The organism is Pseudomonas fluorescens, from assembly GCF_902497995.1.
Classification (GTDB): domain Bacteria; phylum Pseudomonadota; class Gammaproteobacteria; order Pseudomonadales; family Pseudomonadaceae; genus Aquipseudomonas; species Aquipseudomonas fluorescens_BK.
Genome location: NZ_CABVII010000001.1, coordinates 260207 through 275042, shown reverse-complemented (window position 1 = coordinate 275042; position 14836 = coordinate 260207). Strand labels below are relative to the sequence as shown.

The following is a 14836-nucleotide window of genomic DNA, read 5'->3' as shown; positions in this document are numbered from 1 at the left end:
ACGCCGCCCGGAGCAAGCTTGCTCCTATAGGGGGGGCGTACGCTTCGAAGGATAGGCCGGCCGGTAGGCCGCCTCGCTTTGCTGTTGCTGTTGCTGTTGCTTTTGCGGTGTACGCCCCCTCGAGAGGCCGAGTGGAGGTTCTGCGCAGTGGGCAACCCGGCATGGATGCCGGGTTAGCCGCGCACGGCCATGGATGGCCGATCGCGGCGGGCCCACGGAGCAGGACCGGAGCGAGGGCATGCCGAGCATTAGCGAGGCACCGAACGACAGGGGCAAGAGCGCTTGGTTACTTGGCGCTTTTCCAAGTGACCCGCTGTAAGAGCGGAACCGTCAGCAGCCGTTACCGCAGAAACGGATATGTACACGATCAAACAACCCCGCCGCCCCTCAGAACGCCATCGGCGGCAACCGGCGCTTAACCGGCGTTTTCTTGACAATAGCGGTGTTGGTTTCGGCGTGGCTATTGAGGCGGTCGAGCAGGGTGTCCAGTTGTTCCATCGAGCGCACATGCAGGCGGGCGATGAAGCAGTCGTCGCCCGTGACTTTGTCGCACTCGGTGAATTCGGGGATGGCCTGGATCTGCCGCTCCACCTCCTGCAACTGACCCGGCAGCGGACGGATGCGGACGATGGCCTGCAGTTGATAGCCGAAACATCTGGGATCGATCTCGACGGTGTAGCCCTTGAGCACGCCACGTTCCTCGAGGCGGCGCAGGCGTTCGGCAACGCTGGGCGAGGACAGCCCGCTGATGTGCGCCAGGGCCTTGAGTGAGCGCCGTGAGTCTTCCATCAAGGCCGTGATCAGCACCTGGTCGATGTCGTCGGTCATGGCGCAACCTCGATTAGGCAATTAATCGGAACCGCCTTGATAAAAAAGGCAGAACTGGAGTTTAGCCTGATTTTTGCGCTGGAGAAGTCCCCAGGCGGATGGGCATACTTTGGGCTCAAACACAGGAGTCTGATGATGGACAAGACAATACGTCGCGGCTCATTCGAAATGACCGCCGCCATGCTGATTTCCGGGACCATCGGCTGGTTCGTGCTGGTGTCCGGCCAACCGGTACTGGACGTGGTGTTCTGGCGCTGCGTGTTCGGTGCCGGCACCTTGGTGCTGATTTGCGCGGCATTCGGCTTCCTGCGCCCCGGTATCCTGACCCGCACTACCTTCCTGCTGGCGGTGCTCAGCGGCGTGGCGATTGTCGGTAACTGGGTATTGCTGTTCGCGTCTTACTCCCGCGCCTCGATTGCCATCGGTACCGCGGTGTACAACGTTCAGCCGTTCATGCTGGTGGGGCTGGCTGCGTTGTTTCTCAACGAGAAAATCACCCTGCAGAAACTGTTCTGGTTGGGCATCTCGTTTTTGGGGATGCTGGCGATTGTCAGTGCCCATGGCGACCAGGGTGGCAGCGGCAACGATTACCTGATGGGCATCGCCCTGGCGCTGGGGGCGGCGTTTCTTTATGCGATTGCGGCACTGATCATCAAGCGCCTGACCGGTACGCCGCCGCACCTGATCGCGCTGATCCAGGTCAGCACTGGCGTGCTGCTGCTCGCGCCGTTCGCGCACTTCTCGGCGCTGCCGCAAGCACCCAGCGCCTGGGCCAGCCTGGTGACCCTGGGCATCGTCCACACCGGCGTGATGTATGTGCTGCTGTACGGCGCGATTCAAAAACTGCCGACGGCACTGACCGGTGCGTTGTCGTTCATCTACCCGATTGCGGCGATCTTCGTCGACTGGTTTGCCTTCGGCCATCGCCTGGAGCCCCTGCAATGGCTGGGTGTCGCCGCGATTCTACTGGCGGCTGCGGGCATGCAGCAGGGTTGGACCCTGAAATTCCGGCGCACGGTCACGCCATGAACCAGCGTCAGATGTTCCAGCGCGGCGCGGTCTTGGCCAGGCGCTGGCGCATCTGGCCGATGTTGGCGGCCAGCTGGCGGTTCAGCAGCCGGTAACCGTCCAGGGCGTTATAGACAGGGACATCCAGGCTGGCATCGGTCGGCAGTTCGGCGGGCCGACTGAGGCGCTGGGTGGCACCGGATTTCAACGCCCGGGCCATGCCGATCAGTTGCACCCGGATCAGCCGATGTTCGGCTTTGAGCGTGGAGCGCAGATTGGCCATGGCATCGGCGTCGTTGGCCTCCGGTCGGGTGTTGCCGAGGATTTCCAGGGTGCTGATACACAGGCGCAAATGACGCTGGATGGCCTCGAGTTCGGTCATGGAAATCCGCACTTCCTTGGACACCGACGGCATCAGCGAGCGCAGTTGCACCATCACCGTGTTCAGGCGGCCCATGATTTTATGGTATTCGTCATCGCTGACCGACTGGCCATTGATGATGCGGCCGTGAATCGCCGCGCAGTCGCGCAAGGCATCGGCCAGATTGTAGCGCCAGGAATAAACGGCGTACAGCGGCAGGGCGAAGGAAAACGCCAGGGCCAGGGCGATGCCGATCAGGATGTCGACCCCGCGCCACAACCCGTCGGTGATCGGATTGTCGCCATGCCCGGCGACAATGAACACGGTGATCGCCGACAGCAGCGCGGTATAACCGCCCTTGCCGATGGCGTGGTACGAGAAGAAACCGCACACCACGGCCATCGCGAAATAGGTCAGCCATGGCATTCCCAGCCAGGCCTCTTGCGCCACCAGTGCCAGACCGACACCGGCCCCGATCAGGGTGCCGATGGCGCGCTCGGCGGCTTTTTTGCCGATATTGCCGTGATGCTGCAAGCCGCCGATCACCACCAGCATCGTCACCGACGCCCACTCACCGTGGGGCAGGTTGATCCCGGTGGTCAGCAGGATCGTCGCCAGCAACCCAAGCGACACGCGCACCGCGTGGATCAGTCTGGCGTGGCGATAGCGCCGATACGGATCCAGTAACGGACGCAGCATCCGGCGCAGCAGCGGTGGCAGTCGGTGGGCCCTGAATGTGCTCAGGCTTGATCTCCTTAGAAGATGTAATCGGTGGTCAGGAAACTCGAACTGCGTCCGCTGATGATGTCGCTGATGAGTTCCTTGTTGGTTTCCTGGAACTTGGTTGCCACCAGCGTGCGAATCGAAAACACCCGCAGCGCATCATGTACCGACAGCGTGCCCTCGGCGGAGTTCTTGCGGCCGTTGAACGGGTAGGTGTCCGGCCCGCGCTGGCACTGGGCGTTGAGGTTGATCCGCCCGACCTGGTTGGCGAAGGTGTCCACCAGCCGACCCACCGCCACCGGGTTGGTGCCGAAGATGCTCAACTGCTGGCCGAAGTCCGATTCCAGGACGTAGTCGATCACCGTGTCCAGATGTCGATAAGGCACGATCGGCACCACCGGGCCGAACTGTTCTTCCTCGTAGACGCGCATCTGCGGTGTCACCGGGTACAACACGGCGGGGTAGAAGAACGAGGCGCGGGCTTCACCGCCGTTGGGGTTGACCACGGCGGCGCCTTTGCTCACCGCATCGGCCACCAGCGAGTGCAGGTAATCGACCTTGCTTGCCTCCGGCAACGGGGTAAGCGCCACGCCGCTTTCCCACGGCATGCCGGGTTTGAGCGTGGCGAGTTTGGCATTGAATTTATCGATGAACGCCTCGACCACGTCTTCATGGACGAAGAGGATTTTCAGCGCGGTGCAACGCTGGCCATTGAAGGACAGGGCTCCGGTGACGGCCTCGTTCACGGCGTTGTCCAGATCCACCTCGGGCAGGACGATGCCGGGGTTCTTCGCATCCAGACCCAGTGCCGCGCGCAAACGGTGCGGTCTTGGGTGCAGTTTTTTCAGGTCGCTGGCGGCCTTGTTGGTGCCGATAAACGCAAAAATGTCGATCTTGCCGCTGGCCATCAGCGCGCTGACGGTCTCGCGGCCGCTGCCGTAGATCACGTTGATCACCCCGGCCGGAAAGCTGTCGCGGAAGGCTTCCAGCAGTGGACGGATCAGCAGCACACCCAGCTTGGCCGGTTTGAACACCACGGTGTTGCCCATGATCAGGGCCGGAATCAGCGTGGTGAAGGTTTCGTTCAACGGGTAGTTGTAAGGCCCCATGCACAACGCCACGCCCATGGGCACGCGCCGGATCTGGCCGAGGGTGTCCTGTTCCAGCTCGAAGCGACTGGAGCGGCGGTCGAGTTCCTTCAGGGCGTTGATGGTGTCGACGATGTAATCACAGGTGCGGTCGAACTCTTTTTCCGAGTCCTTGAGGTTCTTGCCGATCTCCCACATCAACAACTTGACCACCGCTTCACGCTGTTCGCGCATGCGGCCGAGGAAGGTTTCGACGTGCTGGATCCGCTCGGCCACGCGCATGGTCGGCCACAACCCCTGACCCCGGTCATAGGCGCGGACGGCGGCGTCCAGAGCGATCAATGCAGTGTCGGCGTCGAGCAATGGCGTGCTGCCGAGGATGACTTGTTCGTCGCCGTTTTCACCGCTCAGGTAGACCGGGCTGCGGACCTGGGCGAGAGGCCCGGCCCAGGTTTTCAGCTCGCCGTCGACCAGGTATTCACGCTGTTCGATCTGGCCGTCGAGGCGGTATTTTTCCGGGATGTCGCCGGCAGAGGGAAACAGATTGCCAAGTAGATGTGCAGTGGTCATGTCGCTACCCCGTCTGGATTGGGTGGTGCGGATTAGGTCTGTTATCGCTACGCTTGGTGATCAGGTCAAGGCCTGATCACGATGTGGCTGTCGAAAGTAGTGGCGACAGGCCGTAAAGCCGTCACGCAGTGGTTTGAATTCTTTGCAGGCTGCGTGCTTGATCAACATAGCTGAATCGTTTTAGCAGATTACTGCACGGTTTGTCATGACCCACGGCATGCTGGCCGTCCTGATTGTTCAAAGTCCCAGCCCGGTGCCCGGTGCGCCGTGATAAGCGAGCAGCGATCTTTTGCCCCGGCAACACACAAGCGTCAACGCTGCGAGTAAACTTCGCGTTCTTTCCAAAGGAGTTCATATGAGTCACTACCAGCCGGGCATTCTCGCCACCCCAGTCCCACCTCAAGCCCGTCATATGTTCTTCGCACTGGAATCCGCCGCTGCACTCCCGGCCGCGCTCGGCAACTTGATGCAGCTGGTGGACGGTAAATCCGCAGTGGTCGGTTTCGGCGAGTCCCTGGTCAAGGCGCTTCATGGCCAAATCGAGGGTCTGCGTGCCTTTCCGGCGTTGACCGGGGTCGGCGTCGACAACCCGTCGACCCAACACGCGCTGTGGTGCTGGTTGCACGGCGTCGACCGTGGCGAGTTGCTCAATCGCAGCAACGCCATCGAAGCAGCCCTGGCGCCCGCCTTGCGCCTGGTGCAGATGAACGAAACCTTCCGCCACCTCACCGGGCATGACCTGACCGGCTACGAAGACGGTACCGAAAACCCCCACGATGAAGCCGCCGTGGCCGCCGCGCTGGTGGGAGAGGGCGCTGAAGGCCAGGTGGGTGGCAGCTTCGCCGCGATCCAGCAGTGGCAGCATGACCTGAAGGGCTTTCACGCGCTGGCGTCCCATGAGAAGGACAACATCATGGGCCGTCGGCTGAGCGACAACGAAGAACTCGACGACGCGCCGATCTCCGCCCACGTCAAACGTACCGCCCAGGAAAGCTTCGCCCCCGAAGCGTTCGTGGTGCGCCGCTCGATGCCGTGGATCGAAGGTGACCGCGCCGGCCTGATGTTTCTCGCCTTCGGTTTCTCCCTTGATGCGTTCGAAGCCCAACTGCGGCGCATGAGCGGTCTGGAAGATGGCATTACCGACGGGTTGTACCGCATGAGTCGGCCGATCACGGGCGGCTACTACTGGTGCCCGCCGCTCAAGGACGGTCGTCTGGATTTGCGCGCATTGCGCGTCGGCTGAACTGTAGGAGCCGGCTTGCTGGCGAAGGCTTTTTTGTTGGCGGCGCAAGGCTCGAGGCCGCTTTCGCTGGCAAGCCTGGCTCCTACAGCGAACCAGGCGCTGCGGTGTATCTGTAATACCGCGTTATCGTTCTTCGCCGGCAAGCCTGGCTCCTACAGGGCCCGCCGCTCAAGGACGGTCGTCTGGATTTGCGCGCATTGCGCGTCGGCTAATTATCAAGGAGTGAATATGAACGTGGTGCGCTGGGGCATGATCGGGTGTGGCAGCGTCGCTGAGCGCAAGAGCGGACCGGCCTTCTACAAGGCTCCCGGCTCGGCGCTGGTGGCGGTGATGGGGCGACGACTGGGGGCGGTTGCCGATTATGCCGCGCGCCACGGCATCGCCAGGACCTGCACTGACGTCGAAGCGTTGATCAAGGATCCCGAGGTGGACGCGGTGTACATCGCCACGCCGCCCGACAGTCATTACGCGTACGCCTTGAGGGTGGCCGCCGCCGGTAAACATTGCTGTGTCGAAAAACCGATGTCGCTGAATGCCGGGCAAAGCCGGGAGATGCAACAGGTCTTTGCCGATGCCGGGCTGCACCTGTTCGTGTCCTATTACCGACGTTCGTTGCCGCGCTTCCAACAAGTGCGGCAATGGCTGGAAGCGGGGCGGATCGGCGAGGTCCGGCACCTGACTTGGACCCTGACCAAGGCGCCGTCGGCAGAGGATCGCAGCGGTGCCGGCAACTGGCGCACCGATCCGGCGATTGCCGGCGGCGGCTATTTCGCAGACCTGGCCAGCCATGGCCTCGACCTGTTTCAGTACCTGCTCGGTGACATCGTCGAAGTTGCCGGTTTCACTGCGCGACAGGCCGGGTTGTATGCCGCCGAAGATGCGGTCAGTGCCAGTTGGCGCTTTGCCAGCGGGGCGATGGGTATGGGTTGCTGGAACTTTGTCGCGGATCGGCGCGAGGATCGGGTCGAGGTGATCGGCAGCCAAGGGCGGATCAGCTTTTCCGTATTCGATGAGCATCCGGTTCAGCTTGAAGCCGATGAACACCTCAGCCTGCACATCGAAAATCACCACCACATCCAGTGGCATCACGTGCTGGGCATGAACGCGCAGATCCGGGGCGAAGCCCGGCATCCGGCGGTGGCCGAGCAGGCGATGAAGACCGATTGGGTGATGGACCGGATACTCAAACGCGGTTGAATCTGTGGGAGCGAGACCGGCTTGCCGGCGAAAGCGTTGGTACAGTCAGCAATGAGGTTGGCTGACACTACGCCTTCGCCGGCAAGCCGGTCTCGCTCCCACAGGGATTAGCGCTGAGCATCTAACCTTATGCCCAAACAATATTTCCCGGACCGCCATTAGAACTTTAAGATCACGTCATAACTCGTTATAACAAGTGATCTGCCATGACCGATAACGTTCTATCCCTGAGCAGTGTTCCGCTACACACCCAACTGCGGGATGTACTGCGCGCCCGCATCCTCGACGGCAAATACCCGCAAGACAGCCAGATGCCGTCCGAAAGCGAGCTCGGCGCGCTGTTCAAGGTCAGCCGCATCACCGTGCGCCAGGCGCTGGGGGACCTGCAGAAAGAAGGCCTGATCTTCAAGATCCACGGTAAGGGCACCTTCGTCGCCAAACCGAAAACCTTTCAGAATGTCAGCACCTTGCAAGGCCTGGCCGAGTCCATGACCGGTCGTGGCTATGAGGTGATCAACCGCCTGCGCAGCTTCAGATTCATACCGGCGGACAAACTCGTCGCCGAGCGTTTGCAGGTCGTTGAAGGGGAGACCGTGGCGCAGATCAAGCGGGTGCGGCTGATCAACCGCGAACCGATCTCGCTGGAAATCACCTACCTGCCCAAGGCCATCGGCGAGCGGCTGGAGAAGGCCGATCTGGTCACCCGCGACATTTTCCTGATCCTCGAGAACGACTGCGGCCTGGCCCTGGGTCACGCCGATCTGGCCATAGACGCCGTACTCGCCGACAGCGACCTGACCCAGGCGCTGAACGTCGAAGCCGGCGCGCCGATCATGCGCATCGAGCGCCTGACCCACGACGCCAGCGGCCAGCCCCTGGACTTCGAACACCTTTACTACCGCGGCGATGCCTTCCAGTACCGCCTGCGGATCGACCGGCAAAAAGGGGATCAGGCATGACCCACAGCTCGAAGACTAACGGCTCCATGACTAGAAGCACCCTCGAACAGGAATACGACATCGTCGTGATCGGCGGCGGCACCGCCGGACCCATGGCGGCGATCAAGGCCAAGGAGCGCAACCGCGATCTGCGGGTACTGCTGATCGACAAGGCCAACGTCAAACGCAGCGGCGCGATCAGCATGGGCATGGACGGCCTGAACAACGCGATCATTCCCGGCCACTCGACGCCAGAGCAGTACACCAAGGAAATCACTATCGCCAATGACGGCATCGTCAATCAGGCGGCGGTGTATGCCTACGCGACCCACAGCTTTGAAACCCTCTCGCAACTGGACCGTTGGGGCGTGAAATTCGAGAAGGACGAAACCGGCGACTACGCGGTGAAGAAGGTCCACCACATGGGCGCTTACGTGCTGCCGATGCCGGAAGGGCATGACATCAAGAAAGTCCTGTACCGCCAGTTGAAACGGGCACGGGTGAGCATTACCAATCGGCTGGTCTGCACACGCCTGCTGACCGACGAAGAGGGCGCGGTCAACGGCGTGATGGGCTTCGATTGCCGCACCGCCGACTTCCACGTGATCAAGGCCAAGGCGGTGATTCTGTGCTGCGGTGCGGCCGGGCGCCTGGGGTTGCCGTCCTCGGGTTACCTGATGGGCACCTATGAAAACCCGACCAATGCCGGCGACGGTTATGCCATGGCCTATCACGCCGGCGCGGAACTGGCGAACCTGGAATGCTTCCAGATCAACCCGTTGATCAAGGATTACAACGGCCCGGCCTGCGCCTACGTCACCGGTCCATTGGGGGGCTACACCGCAAACAACAAGGGCGAGCGCTTCATCGAGTGCGACTACTGGAGCGGGCAGATGATGTGGGAGTTCCACCAGGAACTTGAAAGCGGCAACGGCCCGGTGTTTCTCAAGCTCGATCACCTGGCCGAGGAAACCATCCAGAACATCGAAGAGATCCTGCACAGCAACGAACGCCCGAGCCGTGGCCAGTTCCACGCCAACCGCGGCACTGACTACCGCACGCAAATGGTCGAGATGCACATCTCGGAGATCGGTTTTTGCAGCGGTCACTCGGCGTCGGGGGTATGGGTCAACGAGAAGGCCGAGACGTCGGTCAAGGGGTTGTACTCGGCGGGTGACATGGCCGCGGTGCCGCACAACTACATGCTCGGCGCGTTCACCTATGGCTGGTTTGCCGGTACCAACGCGGCGGATTTTGTCGCCGGACGCGAGTTTTCAGCCGTCGATGCCCGGCAGATCGAAACGGAAAAGGCACGGGTCTATGCGCCACTGGACCGGGAACACGGTCTGCCGCCGGCCCAGGTCGAGTACAAGCTGCGACGCTTCGTCAACGATTACCTGCAGCCGCCGAAAGTGACGAAAAAAATGCAGATTGGCCTGCAACGCTTCAGCGATATCCAGCGCGATCTCGATCAGATCAAGGCCCACAACGCCCACGAACTGATGCGTGCGATGGAAGTCAGCATGATCCGCGATTGCGCGGAAATGGCCGCTCGGGCCTCGCTGTTCCGCGCCGAGAGTCGCTGGGGGCTTTACCACTATCGGGTCGACCACCCGCAACGCAACGACAGCGACTGGTTCTGCCATTGCCATTTGAAGAAGGGTGAAAACGGCCTGATGAGCAGTTTCAAGAAAGCCGTCGAGCCTTACATCATCCCGCTCGACGCCGAAGAAATGCAGGCGTACGACCGGCTGCGGGTTGGCGCATTCGCTGCCTGAGCCTCACCAGAAGAGAGACCACGAAATGGCCTATCAACCCCAGGAAATATTCTTTCGCTCCAACGCACCGGTCACGGTCGATGAGGACCTGTGCATCGCCCACAAAGGCTGCACCGTGTGCGTCGATGTTTGCCCGATGGACCTGTTGGCGATCAACCCGGCCACCCAGAAAGCCTACATGGCCTTCGATGAATGCTGGTACTGCATGCCGTGTGAAAAGGACTGCCCGACCGGTGCGGTGAAAGTGGAAATACCCTATTTGTTGCGCTGACTGACAGGACGCCTTCGCGGGCAATCCCGCTCCCACAGGGGGGCGAGGCCAACCGTAAATCTTGAGTACGCCAAGCAACCTGTGGGAGCGGGCTTGCCCGCGAAGAGGCCCGCCCGGTCAACCTGAAAGCCATCCGGTAACCCCCGGACGCTCGCTTCAAGACACCCCTCGTTTCCCACCGCGCCCTGATCGTGGCGGAGACGAACATCCTGTAAATGATTCGAGGGGACTTACCCATGTCTTTGCCAATATTGCTGCGTGCAGCGTTTGCCGGTCTGGTACTGGCTTCATTCACCCTGTCGGCGTCAGCCGAAACCATCCGCATTGCCATCGGTACCCAGGACACCACGATCAACTGTGCCGCCGGCGGCCTGTTGATTCGCGAGCTCGGTCTGCTGGACAAATACCTGCCCCACGACGGCCCGTACAAGGACGCCAGGTACGAGGTGCAGTGGAAGAACTTCACCAGCGGCGCGCCCCTGACCAACGAGATGGTTGCCGGCAAACTCGACTTCGGCGCCATGGCCGATTTCCCCGGTTCGTTCAACGGCGTGGCGTTCGAAACCGCGGGCAAGCACAGCCTGTTCATCAGTGTGCTGTCGGGCAGTATCAAGGGCAGCGGCAACGGCATCGTGGTGCCGAGCGCTTCGGCGGTGCAGTCATTGGCCGAGCTCAAGGGCAAGACCATTTCCGTGCCGTTCGCCTCCACCGCCCATGGCATGTTGCTGCGCGCCGTGGCCGCCCAGGGCTGGGATCCACTGAAAGACGTGAACATCATCGCCCAGCCACCGGAAGTCGCAGGTTCGGCATTGCAGGCCGGGAAAATCGACGCCCACGCCGACTTCGTGCCCTTCGCCGAACTGTTCCCGAGCCGTGGTTTTGCTCGCAAGATCTATGACGGTTCCCAGGCGAATGCCCCGACTTTCCACGGCGCATTGGTCGATCAGGCGTACGCGAAAAAGTACCCGGAAATTGTCGTCGCCTACCTGCGCGCCAGTATCGAAGCCAACCAGTTATTGACGGCCGAGCCCGAGAAGTACAGCGAGTTGATCGCCAAGGTCACCGGGGTCGATGCCGAGGTCAATTACCTGTTCTACGGTCCGCTCGGGGTGCAGACCCGCGACCTGAGCTGGAAGCCGGAGTACCGTCAGGCGGTCGGTACCGCCATCGATACCCTGAAGCTGCTGAAGAAGGCTGACCGCGGTCTCGACCTGAACACCTTCATTGACGACCAGTACATCCGCGCCGCGTTCAAGGCCTCGAACCTGGATTACAGCGCACAGCTTGCGAATTACGAGCCGACGCCGCTGAACGCGGTGGATGCACTGAGCGGCAAGCCCATTACCGATTTCAGCCATGTGGCCGAAGTCTGGGTGCGTGGCGAGCCCAGGGTTCGTCAATACGCCTCGGCGGAGTCGGCGTTTACCGCGCTGGCCAGCCTGAAGCAGGAAGGCAAGAACATCCGCGCGGTGTATGCCCAGGCGAGCGACAGCGGGATCAAGTTGCTGGCGGACCAGGCGTGGTTTGCCAGTGATGCGAAAGGGCGCCTGAGCGCGTTTCTACTCAAGGGCCAGGCCCAGCAATTCGCCACGGCACAGGGCGGCAAGGTGTTCGACTTCACAGATGCCACCGCACAGGCCGTTGCCGTTCGCTGACCCCAAGGCCCTCTGTAGGAGCCGGCTTGCTGGCGAATGCGTCTGACCAGCCTGCATCAATGTTGAATGTCAGACCGCATTCGCCAGCCAGCCGGCTCCTGCAAGGGAACGACGTCGTATGAAAATATCGAATCCACCAACGATCAACTGTGGGAGCGGGCTTGCTCGCGAATGCGGTGGGTCAGTCGACATCGATGTTGAATGTCAGACCGCATTCGCGAGCAAGCCCGCTCCCACAAGGGTTCAGGGTTGAGAGGAAGAATTGTGTACGGATCATATTTGCGTTGGGTTCCAAGAGCCGCCTCGTTGCTGCTCTGCCTCCTGTTCTGGCAACTCGCCGCCAGTGGCCGCTGGAACCTCGGCCTGGTCACCTTCGCCAACGTTCCGACACCGCTGGCGGTGATCGAAGCCGCCCTCGGTCTCGGCGATTCCGGCAAGCTCGTCCAGCACCTGAGCAGCAGCCTCGGCCGGGTGTTTGCCGGTTACCTCGCGGCGCTGATCATCGGCGTCGCCCTCGGTCTGGCCATCGGTCGCTCGAAATGGGCTGAAGACGTGTTGCTGCCACCCCTGGAAGTCCTGCGTCCGATTCCGGCGGTGGCCTGGATTCCGCTGGCGATCCTGATGTTCCCGTCGTCAGAGCTGTCGATGGTCTTCATCACCTTCACCGGCGCGCTGTTCCCGATCCTGCTCAACACCGTGCATGGCGTCGAAGGCGTCGACCCACGGCTGATCGCCTCGGCGAAAAGCCTCGGGGCAGGGCGGCGGGCGATTCTGCTGGAAGTGATCCTGCCGGGCGCTGCACCGAGCATCATCACCGGCCTCGCCATCGGCATGGGCACTTCCTGGTTCTGCCTGGTGACCGCGGAAATGATCTCCGGCCAGTACGGCATCGGCTATTACACCTGGGAGTCCTACACCCTCCAGAACTACGCCGACATCGTGGTCGGCATGTTGCTGATCGGCGTACTCGGGATGGGCAGCAGTCTGCTGATCAAACGGCTGGGCGGGTTACTCACGCCCTGGCACCGACCACGAGGAAAAGCCTGATGAGCGTGATGCAAACCCCTGAAGGGCGGATCGACATCCGTCAATTGTCCATTGTCCTCGGCGAAGACAAACACGCCTTCGAAGCGGTGCAAGGCCTGGACTGCCAGATCGAACCGGGGCAGTTCGTGTGCATTCTCGGACCGTCCGGTTGCGGCAAATCGACCTTGCTCGGCGCGCTGGCCGGGCATCTGCAATCCCATACCGGCACCCTGAAAGTCGACGGCGCGCAGGTCTCTGGTCCATCACCCCAACGCGGCATGGTGTTTCAGCATCACACGCTGTTCCCCTGGCGCACGGTGCGCGACAACGTCGCCTTCGGCCTGAAAATGCGTGGCATCGGCAAAGCCGAGCGGCACCGGGCCGCCGACGAAATCCTGACCCTGGTGGGCCTCGAAGGTTTTGCCGAGCGCTGGCCCGATCAGCTGTCCGGCGGCATGCAGCAGCGGGTGGAAATCGCCCGGGTGCTGATCAATCGTCCTCGGCTGTTGCTGATGGACGAGCCGTTCGGCGCCCTCGATGCCCTGACCCGGTTGAACATGCAGGAACTGCTGCTGGACATCTGGACGCGCATCCGCACCACCGTGGTGTTCGTCACCCATGACATCGACGAAGCGCTGTTCCTCGCCGACAGGCTGCTGGTGATGAGTTCGCGTCCGGGCCGGATCATCGAAGACCTGCGCCTGGATTTTCCCCGGCCTCGCACCACCGAGCTGGTGACAAGTCACGCATTTTCCCGCTTGAAGCGTCATTGCCTTGAGTTGCTGCGTCACGAAGACGGTCGGCAGCTGCCGCGCCTGAACCCTCTCGGACTTCCCCCTGAAAATAAACTGCCGCGATTTGCCCTATGACCTCTCTATTCGATGTAACCGATAACGATGACATTCTCGCCCTGCAACCGCGCCTGACCGATGAAGACCCCGGAGTGCGGCGGATTGCCCTGATCGAACTGGCCGATCTCGAGGAGCCGGATGGCTTGCTGTGGCTGGTCGACCGGCTGGCGCAAGACCCGACCGAAGAGGTCCGCGCCGAAGCGGCACGGTTGCTGGAAGCCTGGGAGGACGGGCCGGTGGTCGAAGCATTGTGCCAGGCCCTGACCGATCCCTCTGTGGCGGTGCAGGCCGCTGCCGCGCAAAGCCTCAGCCTGCTCAAGAGCGAAGCGGCGGGCCAGGTGATTCTGCCGTGGACCGGGCATGCCGACATCAGCGTGCGCATCGCCGCGTTCAGGGCCTTGCGCGAGTTGCGTTTTCCCGATGCGGCTCAAGCGGCTGCGGTTGCGCTGAATGATGAAGACGCCAGCGTTCGCCGCGAAGCCGTCGGCGTGCTTGGCTGGCTCAAGCAGCTCGATGCCTTGCCGGCGCTGGCCCGATTGGCCAGTGCCGATCCGGACACCGAAGTCCGCCGTGCCGCTACCGGGGCCTTGGGCCTGGCGTGCGATGCCCAGGTGCTGCCGGCCCTGCGCCAGGCCTTACAGGACCAGGCCTGGCAAGTGCGCGAAGAGGCGGCCACCACCCTGGGCAAGGTCGGGCATGCCGACGCCGGGCCGGCACTGGTCGAAGCCTTGGGCGACGATTACTGGCAAGTGCGCCTGCGCGCCACCCGCAGCCTCGGCCGCTTGCGCTATGCGCCGGCGCTCGACGCGCTGATCGACACCCTCGGCCACCGCATCAGCAACCTGCGCAAGGAAGCCGCGCTGGCGCTTGGGGAGTTGAACGATAAAGGCGCCATCGCGCCCTTGCAGGCGGCACAGGACGACGGTGATCCGGAAGTGCGCAAGGCCGTGCGCATTGCGTTGGGTCAGTTGCAATGAGCCCGGTAGCGATCGGCAATTGCCCAAGCAGACAGCAACTGCGCCTGAACTGGCCGGATGGGCGTGAGCAATTGCTCGACCACGCTGAATTGCGCCGGCAATGCCCGTGTTCGCAATGCCGGGCGTTTCGGTTGCAAGGGCTGACGGTGAAAGTCGATGAGCGCATCCGTGTCGTCGAACTCAATTCCCAGGGCTACGGCCTGCAACTGATCTTCAGCGACGGCCACGAACGCGGGATCTACCCATGGCCCTACCTCTCAGGACTCACCTGAAACCCGTAGGAGCGAGGCTTGCCCGAGAAGGCTGCGCACCTGACACACCG

Annotated in this window: 14 protein-coding genes; 11 read left to right on the top strand and 3 right to left on the bottom strand. The window is 62.1% G+C overall.

Features of this window, described 5'->3' with window-relative positions:
- Positions 1-387: 387 nt before the first annotated feature.
- Positions 388-828 (bottom strand): Lrp/AsnC family transcriptional regulator, encoded by a 441-nt coding sequence (locus F8N80_RS01195; protein ID WP_150748591.1) that lies wholly within the window; start codon positions 826-828, stop codon positions 388-390.
- Between the two features lie 135 nt (positions 829-963).
- Between F8N80_RS01195 and F8N80_RS01190 the strand changes: the two genes are divergently transcribed.
- Positions 964-1857: a DMT family transporter gene (locus tag F8N80_RS01190; protein ID WP_150748590.1), complete on the top strand. Its 894-nt coding sequence runs from the start codon at positions 964-966 to the stop codon at positions 1855-1857.
- A 7-nt stretch (positions 1858-1864) separates the two neighbouring features.
- On the opposite strand, the gene F8N80_RS01185 is transcribed toward F8N80_RS01190, so the two are convergent.
- Both F8N80_RS01185 and F8N80_RS01180 read right to left on the bottom strand, forming a co-directional pair.
- Positions 1865-2896: an FUSC family protein gene (locus F8N80_RS01185; protein ID WP_150783011.1), complete on the bottom strand. Its 1032-nt coding sequence runs from the start codon at positions 2894-2896 to the stop codon at positions 1865-1867.
- Positions 2897-2952: 56 nt separating this feature from the next.
- Positions 2953-4578, bottom strand: a complete 1626-nt coding sequence (locus F8N80_RS01180; protein ID WP_150748588.1) for an NADP-dependent glyceraldehyde-3-phosphate dehydrogenase — start codon at positions 4576-4578, stop codon at positions 2953-2955.
- A gap of 355 nt (positions 4579-4933) precedes the next feature.
- Here F8N80_RS01180 and F8N80_RS01175 point away from each other — a divergent pair, with 355 nt between their 5' ends.
- The 10 genes from F8N80_RS01175 to F8N80_RS01125 all read left to right on the top strand — a co-directional run bounded on the left by F8N80_RS01175 (position 4934) and on the right by F8N80_RS01125 (position 14786).
- A complete protein-coding gene (locus F8N80_RS01175; RefSeq protein WP_150748587.1) occupies positions 4934-5821 on the top strand; it encodes a Dyp-type peroxidase in 888 nt (295 codons plus the stop codon).
- Positions 5822-6049: 228 nt separating this feature from the next.
- The gene (locus tag F8N80_RS01170) at positions 6050-7018 is read left to right on the top strand and encodes a Gfo/Idh/MocA family protein (RefSeq protein ID WP_150748586.1); all 969 of its coding nucleotides are present in this window, start codon (positions 6050-6052) and stop codon (positions 7016-7018) included.
- Positions 7019-7224: 206 nt separating this feature from the next.
- On the top strand, positions 7225-7977 hold the full coding sequence (locus tag F8N80_RS01165) for a GntR family transcriptional regulator (RefSeq protein WP_150783010.1): 753 nt from the start codon (positions 7225-7227) through the stop codon (positions 7975-7977).
- A 26-nt stretch (positions 7978-8003) separates the two neighbouring features.
- On the top strand, positions 8004-9734 hold the full coding sequence (locus F8N80_RS01160; RefSeq protein ID WP_150748584.1) for a fumarate reductase/succinate dehydrogenase flavoprotein subunit: 1731 nt from the start codon (positions 8004-8006) through the stop codon (positions 9732-9734).
- A 25-nt stretch (positions 9735-9759) separates the two neighbouring features.
- Complete coding sequence (locus F8N80_RS01155; RefSeq protein ID WP_007946457.1) at positions 9760-10005, top strand: 4Fe-4S dicluster domain-containing protein; 246 nt, start codon at positions 9760-9762, stop codon at positions 10003-10005.
- 248 nt (positions 10006-10253) lie between these two features.
- Positions 10254-11660: an ABC transporter substrate-binding protein gene (locus tag F8N80_RS01150; RefSeq protein ID WP_191632844.1), complete on the top strand. Its 1407-nt coding sequence runs from the start codon at positions 10254-10256 to the stop codon at positions 11658-11660.
- A 264-nt stretch (positions 11661-11924) separates the two neighbouring features.
- Positions 11925-12707, top strand: a complete 783-nt coding sequence (locus F8N80_RS01140; protein ID WP_150783009.1) for an ABC transporter permease — start codon at positions 11925-11927, stop codon at positions 12705-12707.
- Positions 12707-13555, top strand: a complete 849-nt coding sequence (locus F8N80_RS01135) for an ABC transporter ATP-binding protein (RefSeq protein ID WP_150783008.1) — start codon at positions 12707-12709, stop codon at positions 13553-13555. Before F8N80_RS01140 ends, F8N80_RS01135 begins: the two co-directional genes overlap by 1 nt.
- Entirely contained in the window at positions 13552-14514 is a 963-nt protein-coding gene (locus F8N80_RS01130) for a HEAT repeat domain-containing protein (RefSeq protein ID WP_150783007.1), read from the top strand. The genes F8N80_RS01135 and F8N80_RS01130 overlap by 4 nt, the downstream gene beginning before the upstream one ends.
- Positions 14511-14786, top strand: coding sequence for a DUF971 domain-containing protein (locus F8N80_RS01125; protein WP_150783006.1), 276 nt, complete (start codon positions 14511-14513; stop codon positions 14784-14786). The genes F8N80_RS01130 and F8N80_RS01125 overlap by 4 nt, the downstream gene beginning before the upstream one ends.
- The last annotated feature ends 50 nt before the right edge of the window (positions 14787-14836 follow it).

Coding starts and splice junctions, on each gene's coding strand:
- F8N80_RS01195 (WP_150748591.1), bottom strand. CDS start 828: ATGACCGACGACATCGACCAGGTGCTGATCACGGCCTTGATGGAAGAC.
- F8N80_RS01190 (WP_150748590.1), top strand. CDS start 964: ATGGACAAGACAATACGTCGCGGCTCATTCGAAATGACCGCCGCCATG.
- F8N80_RS01185 (WP_150783011.1), bottom strand. CDS start 2,896: ATGCTGCGTCCGTTACTGGATCCGTATCGGCGCTATCGCCACGCCAGA.
- F8N80_RS01180 (WP_150748588.1), bottom strand. CDS start 4,578: ATGACCACTGCACATCTACTTGGCAATCTGTTTCCCTCTGCCGGCGAC.
- F8N80_RS01175 (WP_150748587.1), top strand. CDS start 4,934: ATGAGTCACTACCAGCCGGGCATTCTCGCCACCCCAGTCCCACCTCAA.
- F8N80_RS01170 (WP_150748586.1), top strand. CDS start 6,050: ATGAACGTGGTGCGCTGGGGCATGATCGGGTGTGGCAGCGTCGCTGAG.
- F8N80_RS01165 (WP_150783010.1), top strand. CDS start 7,225: ATGACCGATAACGTTCTATCCCTGAGCAGTGTTCCGCTACACACCCAA.
- F8N80_RS01160 (WP_150748584.1), top strand. CDS start 8,004: ATGACTAGAAGCACCCTCGAACAGGAATACGACATCGTCGTGATCGGC.
- F8N80_RS01155 (WP_007946457.1), top strand. CDS start 9,760: ATGGCCTATCAACCCCAGGAAATATTCTTTCGCTCCAACGCACCGGTC.
- F8N80_RS01135 (WP_150783008.1), top strand. CDS start 12,707: ATGAGCGTGATGCAAACCCCTGAAGGGCGGATCGACATCCGTCAATTG.
- F8N80_RS01130 (WP_150783007.1), top strand. CDS start 13,552: ATGACCTCTCTATTCGATGTAACCGATAACGATGACATTCTCGCCCTG.
- F8N80_RS01125 (WP_150783006.1), top strand. CDS start 14,511: ATGAGCCCGGTAGCGATCGGCAATTGCCCAAGCAGACAGCAACTGCGC.